Annotated in this window: 12 protein-coding genes and 1 pseudogene; 1 reads left to right on the top strand and 12 read right to left on the bottom strand. The window is 69.9% G+C overall.

Annotated features, from left to right (window positions below; genetic code table 11):
* Positions 1-82: 82 nt before the first annotated feature.
* The 7 genes from topA to AB0L71_RS25235 all read right to left on the bottom strand — a co-directional run bounded on the left by topA (position 83) and on the right by AB0L71_RS25235 (position 10,279).
* Entirely contained in the window at positions 83-2,932 is a 2,850-nt protein-coding gene (gene topA, locus AB0L71_RS25265) for a type I DNA topoisomerase (RefSeq protein ID WP_365247046.1), read from the bottom strand.
* A 327-nt stretch (positions 2,933-3,259) separates the two neighbouring features.
* Complete coding sequence (locus AB0L71_RS25260; protein ID WP_365247044.1) at positions 3,260-3,457, bottom strand: hypothetical protein; 198 nt, start codon at positions 3,455-3,457, stop codon at positions 3,260-3,262.
* 236 nt (positions 3,458-3,693) lie between these two features.
* Positions 3,694-5,208: a class I SAM-dependent methyltransferase gene (locus tag AB0L71_RS25255; protein ID WP_365247042.1), complete on the bottom strand. Its 1,515-nt coding sequence runs from the start codon at positions 5,206-5,208 to the stop codon at positions 3,694-3,696.
* Between the two features lie 118 nt (positions 5,209-5,326).
* Positions 5,327-5,944 carry a small secreted protein gene (locus tag AB0L71_RS25250; protein WP_365247040.1) on the bottom strand — a complete coding sequence of 206 codons (618 nt, stop codon included), beginning with the start codon at positions 5,942-5,944 and terminating at the stop codon, positions 5,327-5,329.
* Positions 5,945-6,273: 329 nt separating this feature from the next.
* Positions 6,274-8,715 carry a sodium-translocating pyrophosphatase gene (locus tag AB0L71_RS25245; protein WP_365247038.1) on the bottom strand — a complete coding sequence of 814 codons (2,442 nt, stop codon included), beginning with the start codon at positions 8,713-8,715 and terminating at the stop codon, positions 6,274-6,276.
* A gap of 267 nt (positions 8,716-8,982) precedes the next feature.
* Complete coding sequence (locus AB0L71_RS25240; protein ID WP_365247199.1) at positions 8,983-9,444, bottom strand: ATP-binding protein; 462 nt, start codon at positions 9,442-9,444, stop codon at positions 8,983-8,985.
* Between the two features lie 481 nt (positions 9,445-9,925).
* Complete coding sequence (locus tag AB0L71_RS25235) at positions 9,926-10,279, bottom strand: STAS domain-containing protein (RefSeq protein ID WP_003967428.1); 354 nt, start codon at positions 10,277-10,279, stop codon at positions 9,926-9,928.
* A 78-nt stretch (positions 10,280-10,357) separates the two neighbouring features.
* On the opposite strand from AB0L71_RS25235, the gene AB0L71_RS25230 reads away from it, so the two are divergent.
* A complete protein-coding gene (locus AB0L71_RS25230) occupies positions 10,358-12,910 on the top strand; it encodes a DEAD/DEAH box helicase (protein ID WP_365247036.1) in 2,553 nt (850 codons plus the stop codon).
* A gap of 43 nt (positions 12,911-12,953) precedes the next feature.
* Here the strand turns inward: AB0L71_RS25230 and AB0L71_RS25225 are convergent.
* The 5 genes and pseudogenes from AB0L71_RS25225 to AB0L71_RS25205 all read right to left on the bottom strand — a co-directional run.
* Positions 12,954-13,172 (bottom strand): annotated as a pseudogene (locus tag AB0L71_RS25225) (Rv3654c family TadE-like protein); the annotation flags it as partial.
* A 122-nt stretch (positions 13,173-13,294) separates the two neighbouring features.
* Positions 13,295-13,705 (bottom strand): TadE family type IV pilus minor pilin, encoded by a 411-nt coding sequence (locus AB0L71_RS25220; protein WP_365247034.1) that lies wholly within the window; start codon positions 13,703-13,705, stop codon positions 13,295-13,297.
* On the bottom strand, positions 13,692-13,892 hold the full coding sequence (locus AB0L71_RS25215) for a DUF4244 domain-containing protein (RefSeq protein ID WP_365247032.1): 201 nt from the start codon (positions 13,890-13,892) through the stop codon (positions 13,692-13,694). The genes AB0L71_RS25220 and AB0L71_RS25215 overlap by 14 nt, the downstream gene beginning before the upstream one ends.
* 56 nt (positions 13,893-13,948) lie before the next feature.
* A complete protein-coding gene (locus tag AB0L71_RS25210) occupies positions 13,949-14,680 on the bottom strand; it encodes a type II secretion system F family protein (RefSeq protein WP_365247197.1) in 732 nt (243 codons plus the stop codon).
* Between the two features lie 62 nt (positions 14,681-14,742).
* Positions 14,743-15,600 carry a type II secretion system F family protein gene (locus AB0L71_RS25205; protein WP_365247195.1) on the bottom strand — a complete coding sequence of 286 codons (858 nt, stop codon included), beginning with the start codon at positions 15,598-15,600 and terminating at the stop codon, positions 14,743-14,745.
* Between the last annotated feature and the right edge of the window lie 13 nt (positions 15,601-15,613).

Below are 15,613 nucleotides of genomic sequence, written 5' to 3'. Positions count from 1 at the left end.
TCGCCCGCCCCGGTGCGCGAACGCCGGAGGGGCTGGACGACCCAGCCCCTCCGGCGATCGGACGATCGGACCGTCCGTTCGGTCACTCCTCCACGGACGCCGCGGTCTTCTTGGCCGCCGCGGTCGTCTTCTTGGCCGCCGTCTTCTTCGTGGTGGTCTTCTTCGCCGCGGTCTTCTTGGCCGCCGTGGTCTTCTTGGCGGCCGTCTTCTTCGCGGCTGCCTTCTTGGCCGGGGCCTTCTTCGCCGTCTTCTTCTTGGCGGGTCCCTTGGCACGCTTCTCGGCGAGCAGCTCGTAGCCGCGCTCCGGCGTGATGGTCTCCACGCTGTCGCCGGTCCGGAGCGTCGCGTTGGTCTCGCCGTCGGTGACGTACGGGCCGAAGCGCCCGTCCTTGACCACGACCGGAGCCCCGCTCACCGGGTCGGTGCCCAGCTCCTTCAGCGGCGGCTTGGCGGCGGCGCGGCCTCGCTGCTTGGGCTGGGCATAGATCGCGAGGGCCTCTTCGAGCGTGATGTCGAAGAGCTGCTCCTCGGAGGTCAGCGAACGCGAGTCCGTGCCCTTCTTCAGATACGGACCGTAACGACCGTTCTGTGCGGTGATCTCGACACCCTCGGCGTCCTCGCCGACGACACGCGGCAGCGACATCAGCCTGAGCGCGTCGGCCAGCGTCACGGTGTCCAGCGACATCGACTTGAAGAGCGAGGCGGTCCGCGGCTTCACCGCGCTCTTGCCGGTCTTCGGGGTGCCCTCGGGCAGCACCTCGGTGACGTACGGGCCGTAACGCCCGTCCTTGGCGATGATCTGGTGCCCGGTGACCGGGTCCGTACCGAGCTCGAAGTCACCGCTCGGCTTGGCCAGCAGCTCCTCCGCGTACTCGACCGACAGCTCGTCGGGTGCCAGGTCCTCCGGCACGTCCGCGCGCTGGTGGCCCTCGGAGTCCTTCTCGCCGCGCTCGATGTACGGGCCGTACCGGCCGACCCGGAGCTTGATGTCGTTGCCGACCGGGAAGGACGAGATCTCACGCGCGTCGATCGCACCGAGATCGGTGACGAGCTCCTTCAGACCGCCGAGGTGGTCGCCGTCGCCGTTGCCCGCGTCGGAGGCCGCCCCCGCTCCGGCCGTGTCGCCCTCGCCCGCGCCGAAGTAGAAGCGCTTCAGCCACGGCACGGACTGGGCCTCGCCGCGCGCGATGCGGTCGAGGTCGTCCTCCATCTTCGCGGTGAAGTCGTAGTCGACGAGCCGGCCGAAGTGCTTCTCCAGCAGGTTGACCACGGCAAAGGAGAGGAAGGACGGGACGAGCGCCGTGCCCTTCTTGAAGACGTATCCGCGGTCCAGGATCGTGCCGATGATCGAGGCATACGTCGACGGACGGCCGATCTCGCGCTCTTCGAGCTCCTTGACCAGCGACGCCTCGGTGTAGCGGGCCGGCGGCTTGGTGGCGTGGCCGTCGGCGGTGATCTCCTCGGCGGACAGTGCGTCGCCCTCGGCCACCTGCGGGAGGCGCCGCTCACGGTCGTCGAGCTCGGCGTTCGGATCGTCGGCGCCCTCGACGTACGCCTTCATGAAGCCGTGGAAGGTGATCGTCTTGCCGGATGCGGAGAACTCGGCGTCGCGGCCGTCGCTCGCCCGGCCGCCGATCTTGACGGTGACGGAGTTACCGACCGCGTCCTTCATCTGGGAGGCGACGGTCCGCTTCCAGATCAGTTCGTAGAGCCGGAACTGGTCGCCGGTGAGGCCGGTCTCGGCAGGCGTCCGGAAGCGGTCGCCGGAGGGGCGGATCGCCTCGTGCGCCTCCTGCGCGTTCTTGACCTTCCCGGCGTAGGTACGCGGCTTGTCCGGCAGGTAGTCGGCGCCGTACAGCTGCGTGACCTGTGCCCGGGCCGCGGAGACCGCGGTGTCCGAGAGGGTCGTGGAGTCGGTACGCATATAGGTGATGAAGCCGTTCTCGTACAGCTTCTGCGCGACCTGCATGGTGGCCTTGGCCCCGAAGCCCAGCTTCCGGCTCGCCTCCTGCTGGAGGGTCGTCGTGCGGAACGGGGCGTAGGGGGAGCGGCGGTACGGCTTCGACTCGACGGACCGCACGGTGAACGGGGTCTCGGCGAGCGCCGCGGCCAGCGCACGGGCGTTCGTCTCGTCCAGGTGCAGCACCTGGGCGGCGCCGGACTTCAGCTGCCCGTCCGGACCGAAGTCACGCCCCTGGGCGACGCGGCGGCCGTCGACCGCACTGAGCCGGGCGGCGAAGCTCGACGGGTCGGAAGCATCACCGGTACGGCCGGTGGCGAAGGTACCGGTCAGGTCCCAGTACTCGGCGGAACGGAAGGCGATGCGCTCGCGCTCCCGCTCGACGACGAGGCGGGTCGCCACGGACTGGACGCGGCCGGCCGACAGGCGCGGCATGACCTTCTTCCACAGGACCGGCGAGACCTCGTAGCCGTAGAGACGGTCGAGGATGCGGCGGGTTTCCTGGGCGTCGACCATGCGCTGGTTGAGCTCGCGCGGGTTGGCGACAGCGGCCCGGATCGCGTCCTTGGTGATCTCGTGGAAGACCATCCGGTGGACCGGGACCTTGGGCTTCAGGACTTCCTGCAGGTGCCACGCGATGGCTTCGCCCTCGCGGTCCTCATCGGTGGCGAGGAAGAGCTCGTCGGACTCGGCGAGAAGCTGCTTGAGCTTCCTGACCTGTGCCTTCTTGTCCGCGTTGACGACGTAGACGGGCTGGAAGTCATGCTCGACGTCGACACCGAGCCGACGGACCTCGCCGGTGTACTCGTCCGGTACCTCTGCGGCGCCGTTCGGCAGGTCGCGGATGTGCCCGACGCTCGCCTCGACGACGTATCCGGGGCCGAGGTACCCCTTGATCGTCTTCGCCTTGGCAGGCGACTCGACGATGACGAGTCGGCGGCCGCCCTGTGCGGTCTCGCTGGTCGGGGACAACTTCGCTCTTCTCTCCGGTCGGCTCTCGATGGGCATCCGGGCAACGCCATGACGCTGCCGATGGTGCTGTCGCTGCGGAGTGTGACGGTACAACCCGCCCCCGTGTCAAACGGCAAAAGCCCGCAACGGCCACTCGAACGGTAACCCGACTTCCGCCATTCCTGCCGCCCGGACCGCTCGGTCCGCCGTCCGCACAGCCGCTGCCTGCGAGTTTCCGATCACGCGGCGGCCCGGAGGCGCAAGGGCAGGATGCGGGCGCTCCGGACGTGTTCCCCGCCACTGCCCCTCCCACCCTGCGTCTCCCGGGCCGGTCCGGCAACGAGTGGATCAGATGCGGGTGAAGCACCACACACCGAGGACGAGAAAAAGTACGCCGAACAGAGTGGTGAGGGCGGCGGAGGCGATGGGGCTCACACCGTGCATCACCGGCGCGCGGTGCAGCACGCGCGCCGTCGTCCACAGCAGAAGCGCGGCGCCGAACAGCGCGAACACCGTTCCGGCGAAGATCGCGGGTCCGTTCTCCATGCTGCCCGAGCACCTCCCTGTCCCTGCCCGGCCGGGTCCTGTGCCCGCCGGGTGAGGAGAGGGTGCCGCCCCAGGGATACGTGGACACGAACCCCGAGTGAATGGCCGGATTCACATGGGCGGCAGGCGCGGGACCGAGGCCGCAGCCGACCAGGGCCGCGGGACCGAGGCCGCAGCCGACCGGGGCCCTGTACCGGTCCCCGTGCCAGGAGCGGCCCCGGACCGGGGCGACGCCATCAGCGCGTCGGCGGCACCGGTTCCAGGAAGCCCTCCTCCACCAGCAACCGGATCGCCTGCGGGGTACGGTCGCGCAGCTGCGCCGGGTCCTCGTTCATCAACTGGGCGATCGCGTCCAGGATCCGGCCCGCCGGAAGCGACCCGTCGCACACACCCGCGAAGCCGGCGCCGACCGCGTCGACCTTCGTCGCACGTCGCATACCGCGGTTCTGACGGAGCACCACATGTTCGGGGTCCTCCGCGCCCGGCAGCCCGACCTGCTCCTGCACGACCTCGGCGGCGAGGCTGAAATGTCCCGCCAGGAGCGTCGTGTCGTCCTGCTCGCGGAGGTAGTCCTGGCGGGCGAAATGAGCCTGGACGGCGGGTCCGAGCGGTTGCTCCACCGCATGCGGCCACTCCTCGATCACGACGGACGGATTCCCGGCGGCAGCCGCGGCGGACTTCCGCAGGGTGATCCAGCCGAAGCCGACCGCCTTGGTCTTGCGGGCCTCGAACTCGTCCAGCCAGGCGTCGTACCGCGCGGCGTACTCGGCCGGGTCCGAACGGTGGTCACCGCTGTCACGCAGCCACAGCTCCGTGTACTGCGTGATGTCCTGGACCTCGCGCTGCACGATCCAGGCGTCGCAGCCGTAGGGCACCCAGGAACTCAGCCGGTTCTGCCATTCCTCGCCCTCGACGTGCTGCCAGTTGGCGAGGAAGTGGGCGTATCCGCCGTCGTTCAGCCGTTCGCCGGCCTGCTGCACCAGGGTCCGGCACAGGTCGTCGCCCCCCATGCCGCCGTCGCGGTAGGTGAGACGGGCGCCGGGCGAGATGACGAACGGCGGGTTCGAGACGATCAGGTCGAACGTCTCGGTACCGACCGGCTCGTACAGGGAGCCCTGACGCAGCTCGGCGGCGGGGGCGCCGGACAGGGCGAGCGTCAGCCGGGTGAACTCCAGCGCACGCGGATTGAGATCGGTGGCCGTGACCCGGGTGGCGTGCCGCGCCGCGTGCAGCGCCTGGATGCCGGAGCCCGTACCGATGTCGAGCGCGGAGGCGACAGGCGTGCGGACGGTGATCCCGGCCAGCGTGGTGGACGCTCCGCCGACGCCGAGGACCACGCCCTCCTCACGCGAACCGATACCGCCCGCGCCGCCGACCGCACAGCCGAGGTCGGAGACGATGTACCAGTCCTGCCCCTCGGGCCCGCTGTACGGGCGGACGTCGACCGTGGCCCGCACCTCGTCGCCCGTGCGGATGAGCCAGCCGTCCTCCATGCACTCGGCCAACGGGAGCGCGGCACGGGCTCGCTCGTACGGAACGGGGCACTGGAGCAGGAAGAGGCGCACCAGTATGTCGAGCCGGGCCTCCCCCCGGGTGGCGCGGAGCGCCGGAACCGTCTCGCTGCGGGCGAGTGCGGCATAGGCGGGCGCACCGAGGAGGTCGAGAAGCCCGTCGGCGGTGAAGGCGGCGGCGAGCATGGCTTCGCGGAGCCGGGGCGAGCGGTCGGGCACGGGGAGGCTGGTCTTACTCACCCGTCCATTGTGGCGGCTCCCACGGACAACGGCAGCGGCCCGGCGCCCACCGGGGCCGCCGGGCCGTCCGTACGACTGCGGCTTCCGCCGCGCCACCCGTTCCTGCGCGTTCGCCCGGTTACGACTTCCCGCCGGCCGAGGCGGACGGGGAGGCCGACGCCGAGGAAGCGGCGTTCGGCGGCACCGAGGCCGTCGGCTTCTGACAGCCCTTCTGCTTGGCCATCGCGGAGCCGACCTCGCCGGACTGAAGCTTCTGCAGCGCCTCGTCGCCGCTGCTGCTGATCTTGTTCAGCTCGTCCGCGATCCCCTTGAGGCCGTCGGCGAACTTCGCCTGGTCCTTGGTGTCAAGGGCGTCGACCTCCTTGTGCAGGTTCGCGTACGCCACGGAGGAGGCGTTGAGCTCCTTCACCGCCTCCTTGTGCGTGGTCTCGCCGCCCTCGACCGGCGGCGGACCCGCAGAGTCGACAGCCGTGCCCAGCGCCTTGTACGCCTGGGAGATCTGCTGGAAGGCGGCCGAGTCGGTCTTCTGGACGTCGGCGGGCTTGCTGTTGTCGGCGGTCTGCTGCTGGATGGCGGCGTTGGCGTTCGCGATCTTCTGCAGTTGGGGCTGGACCTGGTCGCAGACCTTCTTGGCCCAGTCGTTCACCTTTTCGCTGTTGTCGTCGCCGCCGCAGCCGGACAGCGTCAGCACCAGTACCGCACCGCCGGACAGTGCGGCTGCAAGCTTCGTGTTCACCGGATCGGTCCCTTCCAAGACTCTCGGCCCCGGAACTTACACGTCGAGTGCCCCCCATCCAGGGGACGAGCATCAGACAAGTGACCTTTTGCAGCCATTTGCACCAACCGGAATGAGGGATATGCAACTCACCCGGACGGCCCTCAGGACACGTCGCCCGCTCGAACATGCGCGCTGACAGCCTGTCCGGACAGGTGTGCAGGGCGTCGGACGACTTCACCCACCGCCACGCACACGGCCGGGCGGGCGACGCACCCTGATGCGTCGCCCGCCCGGTCGTCGAACCACGGGCACCGACTACGCGCCGCCGCCCTCCTCCCGTCGCCGCTTCACGAAACAGCCGCCTGGTCGGGCGACTTGGCCGGTCCCCCGTCTCCGTCCGCCGGACCCTGCTCGTCCCCCACGGCGATCCCACGCCGCTTGGAGACGCAGACCGCGCCGACGATGACGGCGACGGCGAGCACCGCCACCAGTGCCCGCACACCGGCGCTCGCGTCCTGTCCGTAGCTGAACTGCACCACCGCCGGGGCGATGATCAGCGCGACCAGGTTCATCACCTTGAGCAAGGGGTTGATCGCCGGCCCCGCCGTGTCCTTGAACGGGTCGCCGACCGTGTCCCCGATGACGGTCGCGGCATGGGCCTCGCTGCCCTTGCCGCCGTGATGGCCGTCCTCGACGAGTTTCTTGGCGTTGTCCCACGCACCACCGGAGTTGGCGAGGAAGACCGCCATCAGCGTGCCGGTCCCGATGGCGCCCGCCAGATACGAACCGAGCGCTCCGACACCGAGCGTGAACCCGACGGCGATCGGCGCCAGCACGGCAAGCAGACCGGGCGTGGCGAGCTCGCGCAGGGCGTCCTTCGTACAGATGTCCACCACGCGCCCGTACTCCGGCTTCTCGCTGTGGTTCATGATCCCGGGATGCTCGCGGAACTGCCGCCGCACCTCGTAGACCACGGATCCGGCGGACCGGGACACCGCATTGATCGCCAGCCCCGAGAAGAGGAAGACGACTGCGGCACCGAGGATCAGGCCCACCAGGTTGTTGGGCTGCGAGATGTCCAGGCTGAGTGTCATCTCCCCCGCCTTGGCCCCCACGTCGCCCACCGCCGTGGCGATCGCGTCGCGGTACGAGCCGAAGAGCGCGGACGCCGCGAGGACGGCGGTGGCGATGGCGATGCCCTTGGTGATGGCCTTGGTGGTGTTGCCGACGGCGTCCAGGTCGGTGAGGACCTGCGCACCGGCGCCCGTGACGTCACCGGACATCTCGGCGATGCCCTGAGCGTTGTCGGAGACCGGACCGAAGGTGTCCATGGCAACGATGACACCGACGGTGGTGAGCAGCCCGGTTCCGGCCAGGGCCACCGCGAAGAGCGCCAGCATGATCGACGTACCGCCGAGCAGGAACGCCCCGTAGACGGCCAGGCCGATCAGCAGCGCCGCGTAGACGGCGGACTCCAGACCGATGGCGATACCTGCGAGCACCACAGTGGCCGGTCCGGTCAGCGAGGACTTGCCGATGTCCTTGACAGGACGCCGGCCGGTCTCGGTGAAGTATCCGGTCAGCTGCTGGATCAGGGCGGCCAGCAGGATGCCGACGGCGACGGCCGCCAGGGCGAAGACCCTCGGGTCACCGCCGTGCGAGGTGATGGCGACGTCGGCGACACCGTCCAGATCCGCGTAGGAGGACGGCAGGTAGACGAAGACCGCCACGGCCACCAGGGCGAGCGAGATCACCGCGGAGATGAAGAATCCGCGGTTGATGGCAGTCATCCCACTGCGGTCGGCACGCCGCGGGGCGACCGCGAAGATCCCGATCATCGCGGTGATCACACCGATCGCCGGGACGATCAGCGGGAAGGCCAGTCCCGAGTTGCCGAATGCGGCCTTGCCGAGGATGAGAGCGGCGACGAGCGTCACGGCATACGACTCGAAGAGGTCCGCCGCCATGCCCGCGCAGTCACCGACGTTGTCGCCCACGTTGTCGGCGATGGTGGCGGCGTTGCGCGGATCGTCTTCCGGGATGCCCTGCTCCACCTTGCCGACCAGGTCGGCGCCGACGTCGGCCGCCTTGGTGAAGATGCCGCCGCCCACCCTCATGAACATGGCGATCAGCGCGGCACCGAGACCGAAGCCCTCCAGCACCTTGGGCGCGTCGGCGGCATACACGAGCACGACGCAGGACGCGCCGAGCAGACCGAGACCCACAGTGATCATGCCGACCACACCGCCGGTACGAAACGCGATCTTCATCGCTTTGTGCGAAACGGCGGTGAGGTCCTTTTCCGGCTCGCCTTCCGCGGGAGTCGCCTCACGCGCAGCAGCAGCCACACGGACATTACTGCGCACGGCGAGTCGCATCCCGATGTACCCGGTGACTGCCGAGAAAAGTGCACCCACCAGGAAAAACAGTGAACGGCCTGCGCGCTGCGACCAGTTGTCGGCCGGGAGCAGCAGAAGCAGGAAGAAGACCACGACAGCAAAGATCCCGACGGTGCGCAGCTGTCGGGCCAGATAGGCATTCGCGCCTTCCTGTACCGCTGCCGCGATCTCCTTCATACGGCTGGTGCCCTCACCTGCCGCCAGCACCTGGCGTACCAGCAGACGGGCGACGACCAGCGCGGCGATGGCGACGACCGCGACGACCGCGACGATGAGACGGTTGCCATCGGTGAGGACCGCAGCCGCGAGGGATGCGGGCCGACCGGCAGATGCAGAAAGTGCGGAATCTTGTGTCGGTCCTGCCAGTGGGGTGTTGAAGAACTCCGCCATACGTCCTCCTTGACGCTCAGCGCTCAAGACGTGGACGGATTGTAGGGAGCGGGAGCCGATCAAAACAGTGCACGGTAAATTTGATTGACCTCCATGGCGTATCAGAAAATGATCGCTGCCACAGATCGACTCGAATGCAGTAATGGGGCAGAAACATTTTCCGCAGATCAATGATCACACAGAAATGAAAAAGGCCCTGCTCGGCAGGGCCTCATAAGACGGATCAAGAAACGGTCCGGAAGACGGACGCGGAGGGGTGGGGGCGCCTCAGGGAAGCGACGTCGCGGGCGTCTTCGGCCAGCTCATGCGGATCACCCCGCCGTTGGCTCCCGATCTGACTTCCACATCATCGACAAGGCCGCTGATGACCGCGAGTCCCATCTCGTCCTCGCTGTCGGCCCCACTCTCGGCTTCCGGCCCATCGAACCCCACACCGGGCGTGGCGCCGCGTGTCGCGGGAGCCTGCTCGGCCCCCGGTCCGGGCACCTCGTCCCCGACCTCGATGGAGAAGGACTTCTCCTCCTCGATCAGAACGACGGAAACAGGCGCGGTGATGCCATGGCTGCGGTGCAGCCCGACCGCGCGGCTGCACGCTTCACCGACGGCGAGTCTGACCTCGTCGAGCACGGCTTCATCGACCCCTGCCCGGCGCGCCACGGCGGCCGCCACGAGGCGCGCCGTCCTGACGTGTTCGGGCTGAGCACTGAAGCGGAGTTCAACGGTGGTCATGCGATCCCCTTCAGGCGTACGGGTGTGCATCCCAGGGGTCCGGGCGAGCCGCCCGGCACCCTGTTCTTCTTCCGGTCCTCATCCGGCCCTGATGTTCGAGTCTTCATCCCGTCTCGTTCCGGTCTCCGTCCGGCTGTCTCCCGGGCGGACAGCGACCAGGCCGTCGCTCGGTCGTTCTGGTCTCCGCCCGCGTGGCCGCTGACGACTCGGCCGACCGACTGGCGGGCGTCTGCGCGGGCAGACGGCTCACTCCCCAGTGGTCCGAGCACCGGCCGGTCGACCGGGCAGCAGCCGATCGGCCGACCATGCAGTCAGTGATCGACCGGGCACCGACCGGTTGACCCACGGGCGGGCACTGATGAGGCAGCCCCGGCCGCGGCCCAACCGGGCAGCAGCCCGAGGTGAGGCCGCCTGCGTCGCACCCGCCGCCGTTCACAGCCACCGGTGCACCGGCCACGCCGGGCCGGCCACGGACCGACGGTCAGTCGGTGGCCGCGACCGCTTCGTCGACCGTGGTGTGAATCGGGAACACCTTGGTCAGACCAGTGATCCGGAAGATCTTGAGAATGCGCTCCTGGTTGCAGACCAGGCGCAGTGAGCCCTCATGGGCCCGCACACGCTTCAGGCCGCCCACGAGCACGCCGAGGCCGGTGGAGTCGAGGAAGTCGACGCCTTCCATGTCGACAACCAGGTGGTAGCTGCCGTCATTCACCAACTCGACCAACTGCTCGCGCAGCTTGGGCGCGGTATACACATCAATCTCGCCACCGACCTCGACGACCGTGCGGTCGCCACCAGGGCCGGACACATTGCGAGTCGACAAGGACAGGTCCACGGATCCTCCAGCACCTTGCTATCGAGCGGTCGCCCCTCGGTCTCCCCAGCGGAGCCAGGGGACGGATCGCCAGCCGCGATGGCATTCAATCACTTACCGGCTGCCATGCACGACGCCTTGGGACCATTGTCCGTCTCGCCAGTGACACACTCGGTGCCGATGGCCAAGAATCACCGCCCCAGTGGACCAGCCGAGAACAGGGACTCCCGCCCCTCTCCCGCCATGGTCCTCGACCGGCTCGCCGCAGCGCCGGGCCGGTCCACGCGCATCACTCATACGGAGCACTTGCCCCCGCGTGCGGGAACCCATGCCATCTGGCCCGACCGCATCCGGCCAGAAGTGATCGCAGCGATCCGGAACGCCGGGATCGACCACCCGTGGGCACACCAGGCGGCTGCCATCGAGCACGCTCTGGACGGCGAATCCGTGGTGATCGCCACCGGCACGGCGTCCGGCAAGTCGCTCGCCTATCTCGCCCCGGTGCTCAGCGCCCTGCTCGACGGCTCCGAGGCCCCGAACGGCCGCGGTACGACGGCTCTGTATCTCGCCCCCACCAAGGCTCTGGCCGCCGACCAGAGACGTGCGGTGAAGGAGCTGGCGGCACCGCTCGGCACTGCCGTCAGGCCCGCGGTCTACGACGGCGACACCCCCGTCGAGGAACGCGAGTGGGTACGCCAGTACGCCAACTACGTCCTGACCAACCCCGACATGCTGCACCGCGGGATACTTCCCTCCCACCCCCGGTGGTCCTCCTTCCTGCGCGCGCTGCGTTTCGTCGTGATCGACGAGTGCCACACCTACCGCGGCGTCTTCGGCTCCCACGTCGCCCAGGTGGTGCGCCGGCTACGCCGCCTGTGCGCCCGCTACGGAGCCGATCCGGTCTTTCTCCTGGCGTCGGCCACCGCGGCGGAGCCCGGGGTCGCCGCGGGCCGCCTCACAGGTCTCCCGGTCAAGGAGGTCGACGACGACGCCTCGCCCCGCGGTGAGATGGTCTTCGCCCTGTGGGAACCGCCGCTGACCGAGCTGCACGGCGAGAAGGGTGCGCCGGTGCGCCGCACCGCCACAGCGGAGACAGCCGACCTCCTCACCGACCTGACCGTTCAGGGCATCCGATCGGTCGCGTTCGTACGATCCCGACGCGGGGCCGAACTGATCTCCGTCATCGCCAAGGAACGTCTTGCCGAGGTGGACCGCTCCCTGCCCGCCCGGGTCGCCGCCTACCGCGGGGGTTACCTCCCCGAGGAACGCCGCGCCCTGGAACGCGCCCTGCACTCCGGCCGGCTGCTCGGTCTGGCAGCCACCACTGCCCTTGAGCTCGGCGTCGACGTCTCGGGGCTGGACGCGGTCGTCATCGCGGGCTACCCCGGCACCCGGGCGTCACTGTGGCAGCAGGCGGGCCGCGCGGGGCGCTCCGGCCAGGGCGCCCTGGCCGTGCTGGTGGCCCGGGACGACCCCCTGGACACTTTCCTCGTCCACCATCCCGAAGCCTTGTTCCAGCAGCCCGTGGAGTCGACCGTCCTCGATCCGGACAACCCGTACGTCCTGGCCCCGCACCTGTGTGCCGCCGCTGCGGAGATCCCGCTCACCGAGCCCGATCTGGAGCTCTTCGGACCGGGCGTGGTCGAACTCCTGCCGCAGCTGGAGGCGGCGAAACTGCTGCGCAGACGGACGACGGGCTGGCACTGGACCCGTCGCGAGCGTGCCGCCGACCTCACCGACATCCGCGGTGAAGGCGGCCGTCCCGTCCAGATCGTCGAGGAGGGCACCGGCCGACTGCTCGGCACCGTCGACGAATCGGCCGCGCACACCGCCGTCCACGAAGGCGCCGTCCACCTTCACCAGGGCCGCACCTATCTGGTCCGCAAGCTGGATCTGGACGACTCGGTGGCCCTGGTCGAGCAGGCCGACCCGCCGTACTCGACCACCGCACGCGACACCACCGCCATCTCCGTCCTGGAGACCGACACCGAGGTCCCGTGGGGTGACGGGCGGCTCTGCTACGGCTCCGTGGAGGTCACCCATCAGGTCGTCTCCTTCCTGCGTCGCAAACTGATCACCGGCGAGGTCCTCGGCGAGACCAAACTGGATCTGCCACCGCGCACCCTGCGGACCCGTGCCGTGTGGTGGACGGTCACGCAGGACCAGCTCGACGCCGCCCGGATCAACCCGGAGATCCTGGGCGGGGCGCTGCATGCCGCGGAGCACGCGTCGATCGGGATGCTGCCGCTCTTCGCCACCTGCGACCGATGGGACATCGGCGGCGTCTCCGTGCCGTTGCACCCGGACACCGCACTGCCCACGGTCTTCGTGTACGACGGCCATCCGGGCGGAGCCGGATTCGCCGAGCGGGCCTTCCACACGGCCCGTACCTGGCTGACCTCGACCCTCCAGGCCATCGCGTCCTGCGAATGCGAGGCGGGCTGCCCGTCCTGCATCCAGTCGCCCAAATGCGGCAACGGCAACGACCCGCTGCACAAACGGGGCGCCGTACGCCTCCTCAGAGAACTCCTCCGGTCCGCGCCGCCGGACCACGCGGAGCCCGGTTCTCCGGAACCGTCGAACGAGACGGTTCCGGAGAACCAGGATCCGGAGAACCAGGAGCGGTCGTCGGGGGGCCGGCCCGGGACCTGACTGCCGGCCCGTACGGGCCGAGGCTGACCCTGGCCGTCACATCGGCGATCTCTCCGCGCACGGTGCACCGCACCACTACCGCCCCCTGGGCGCCGGCCACTTTCTCGGCCGCTTCGCACGCCTTCCCCGGCCCGAGCAGAGCCCGGTCGGCCGCGGCCAGGGCCGCCAGGTCCGCCGCACCGCCGGCCCGGTGCCGCACGATCACCACCTGCCCGAGCGCCAGCACGACCGCGAACACCGCACACAACGAGCCCGTGGTCATCGCCACCCACACCGTCGCCAGACCCTTGTCCCGGTCCAGGGACGGGCTTCTCCTCCGACCGCGCTCCCCATTGCCGCATGGCCGAGCCAGCGCGTCCCTCCTGGCGCTGTGCCGCAGGCCGGTCAAGGTGCCGCCCCCACCGTGTCCTCGGCCAGCGCCACCGCCTCCGCGTGGAGCGTCAGGGCCAACGGCCCGAGTCCGGGCATCGGCGCCGCTACCCGGACCCGCCACAACTCCCCGGTCCGCCTCACCGCGACTCCGGCCCCGCCGGGTGCCGCCGAACGGGTGACCTCCACCACCTGCCCCTCCGGTTCGGAGCGGGCGGCCGCCCTCGCCCCGGCCCTGGCCGCGTCCACGCACCGGATCTGGGCGGAAGCGGCCATCAGCGCCCAGACCAGCGTCAGGGCGAACACCGCCAGCACCGGAATCACCATGGCCGCTTCCGCCGTCACCGCACCCCGGTCGCCGGTCCGGGGTGCGGTCCCGAAGCGCCCCCGGGCCCACGCCCCGTAACCGTGCCTAGAACTTCGCATCGAGTGCGTCCTTCAACAGTGACTGCAACGCGGACATGACCGGCTGGCTTGTGACCACTTTGTAGAGCACCGCGGCAAACGCACATGCTGCGATCGTCCCCACGGCATATTCAGATGTGGTCATTCCTTTGTCCGTCCGGGTTCGCCGCACCATGGCCCGAACCCAATCCTTGATGCGCTGCACCATTTCAACCCCCGTGAAGTAAATAATTCAATCGGATGGGACTTGATTTCGCTTTTCATTCATTTGGCCTGAAGGAGACCGCTCGCCAGACCGATCACCACCGGTGCCACTCCGACCGCCAGAAAGGCGGGCAGAAAACAGAGCCCAACCGGTGCGGTGATCAGCACGCCCGCCCGCTGGGCCCGGGCGACAGCCGTGCTCACCCGCTCGGCCCTTATCGCCTCGGCCAGCCGCGCCACCGGTTCCGCCGCCGGAGCCCCTGTCGATCCCGCCCGTTCCAGGCAGCGGGACAAGGCGCCCGCGCCCGGTATCTCCCCGAGCCGCCCCCAGGCCACCACTGGGTCACCCCCGAGCCGGATCTCCACCGCCGTCCGCGCCAGACACGTTCCGACCGGTCCGCCCAGCGACTCCCCCACCGCCTCCGCCGCCTCCCGGGGCCCGGCTCCGGCGGCGATGCAGGCCGCCAGGAGGTCTGCTGCCAGAGGGAGTTGACGTACGACCTCCGCAGTCTTCGCAGCCTCGTCCCGCGGTTCGCGACCGCGCCAGGGCCAGGGCCACTGTCGCCTCCAGATGCCGTACGCCCCCGCCAACCCGGCGGCGAACCCTGGTACGCCCCCGATCAGGACCACTCCCGTCGCCACAACGCCCAGCGGCACGACCCATTCCTTCAATCGGATGCCCGGCATCCTCCGGCCCCACCGGCTCCTCTCCGTGCCGACGGACAGCAGCGCGGCACCTCGACGGCGTGTCCGCACCCGCCGCCGTCCGGCCAGGACATGGGCCAGATACACGACCGCCCCGAGAACCGCCCATACACCTGCCGTCCGATGCGCGACTTCACCGATGCCCCCGTTCACGCCGCCTCCCCCGCCCGTACAATCCGGCAGGCCCAGAAGAGTCCGGCCGCCTCCAGCAGACCGCCGAGGACCAGACAGACCAGCCCCGCCGGCGTGTGCAGCAGCACCCTCAGCGGATCGGCTCCGAGCGCCGCTCCCAGCCCCAGGCCCAGAACCGGCAGCAGAGCCAGGACAGCCACCGTCGACCAGGCCCCTGCCAGTTGAGCCCGCAGCTCCTCCCGTCTGCGCCGCTCGGCTCGCAACGCTCCCTCCAAGCGGTCCAGGCCCGCCACCAGGCCGGCTCCGCCATCCACCGCCACCCGCCAACAGGCGGCCACCCCGGCAAGGCCGTCCAGCCCCGGCTCCCCCGCCGCCTGCCCGAGCGCCCTCGGCACATCGCCGCCGAACCGCGCCGCGGCGGACACAGCGGCTTCCGACGCTCCCATCACCCCGGTCCCCCGGACAGCAACGAGCAAGGCCCGCCCCGGCTCGTGCCCGGCCCGTAACTCACCCACGACAGCGCCGCACAACACCGCCACCCCATCGGCCCGGCGTTCCCGCTCCCTCCTCAGTTCCAGTGCCCGCAGCCAGCGCCGCACCAACGGGACCCCTACGACCCCCGCCAACACCGGCAGGGCCGAATCCCCCAGCACCGCAATGGCCAGCGCCACCGGTAGGCAGAGCCACTCCCGCCTCTCCCTCAACCACGCCTGGAACCGCGCCCGAGTCCGCTCCCAGCGCTCACGCGGCGCAGGAGCTCCGCCGATGAACAGCACACGTGCTCGCCGCCGTCCCTGGTCCCGCACCATTGCCAGCCAGGCCGCCACCCCAACACAGAGGACCGCCACACAGTTCGTGCTCGACGACAGCCCCATCGCCACGCCGCCA

The organism is Streptomyces sp. NPDC052052, from assembly GCF_040680455.1.
In the GTDB taxonomy this organism is placed as follows: domain Bacteria; phylum Actinomycetota; class Actinomycetes; order Streptomycetales; family Streptomycetaceae; genus Streptomyces.
Note: the sequence above shows the minus strand (reverse complement) of the source record. Positions and strands in the feature narration are given on the sequence as shown.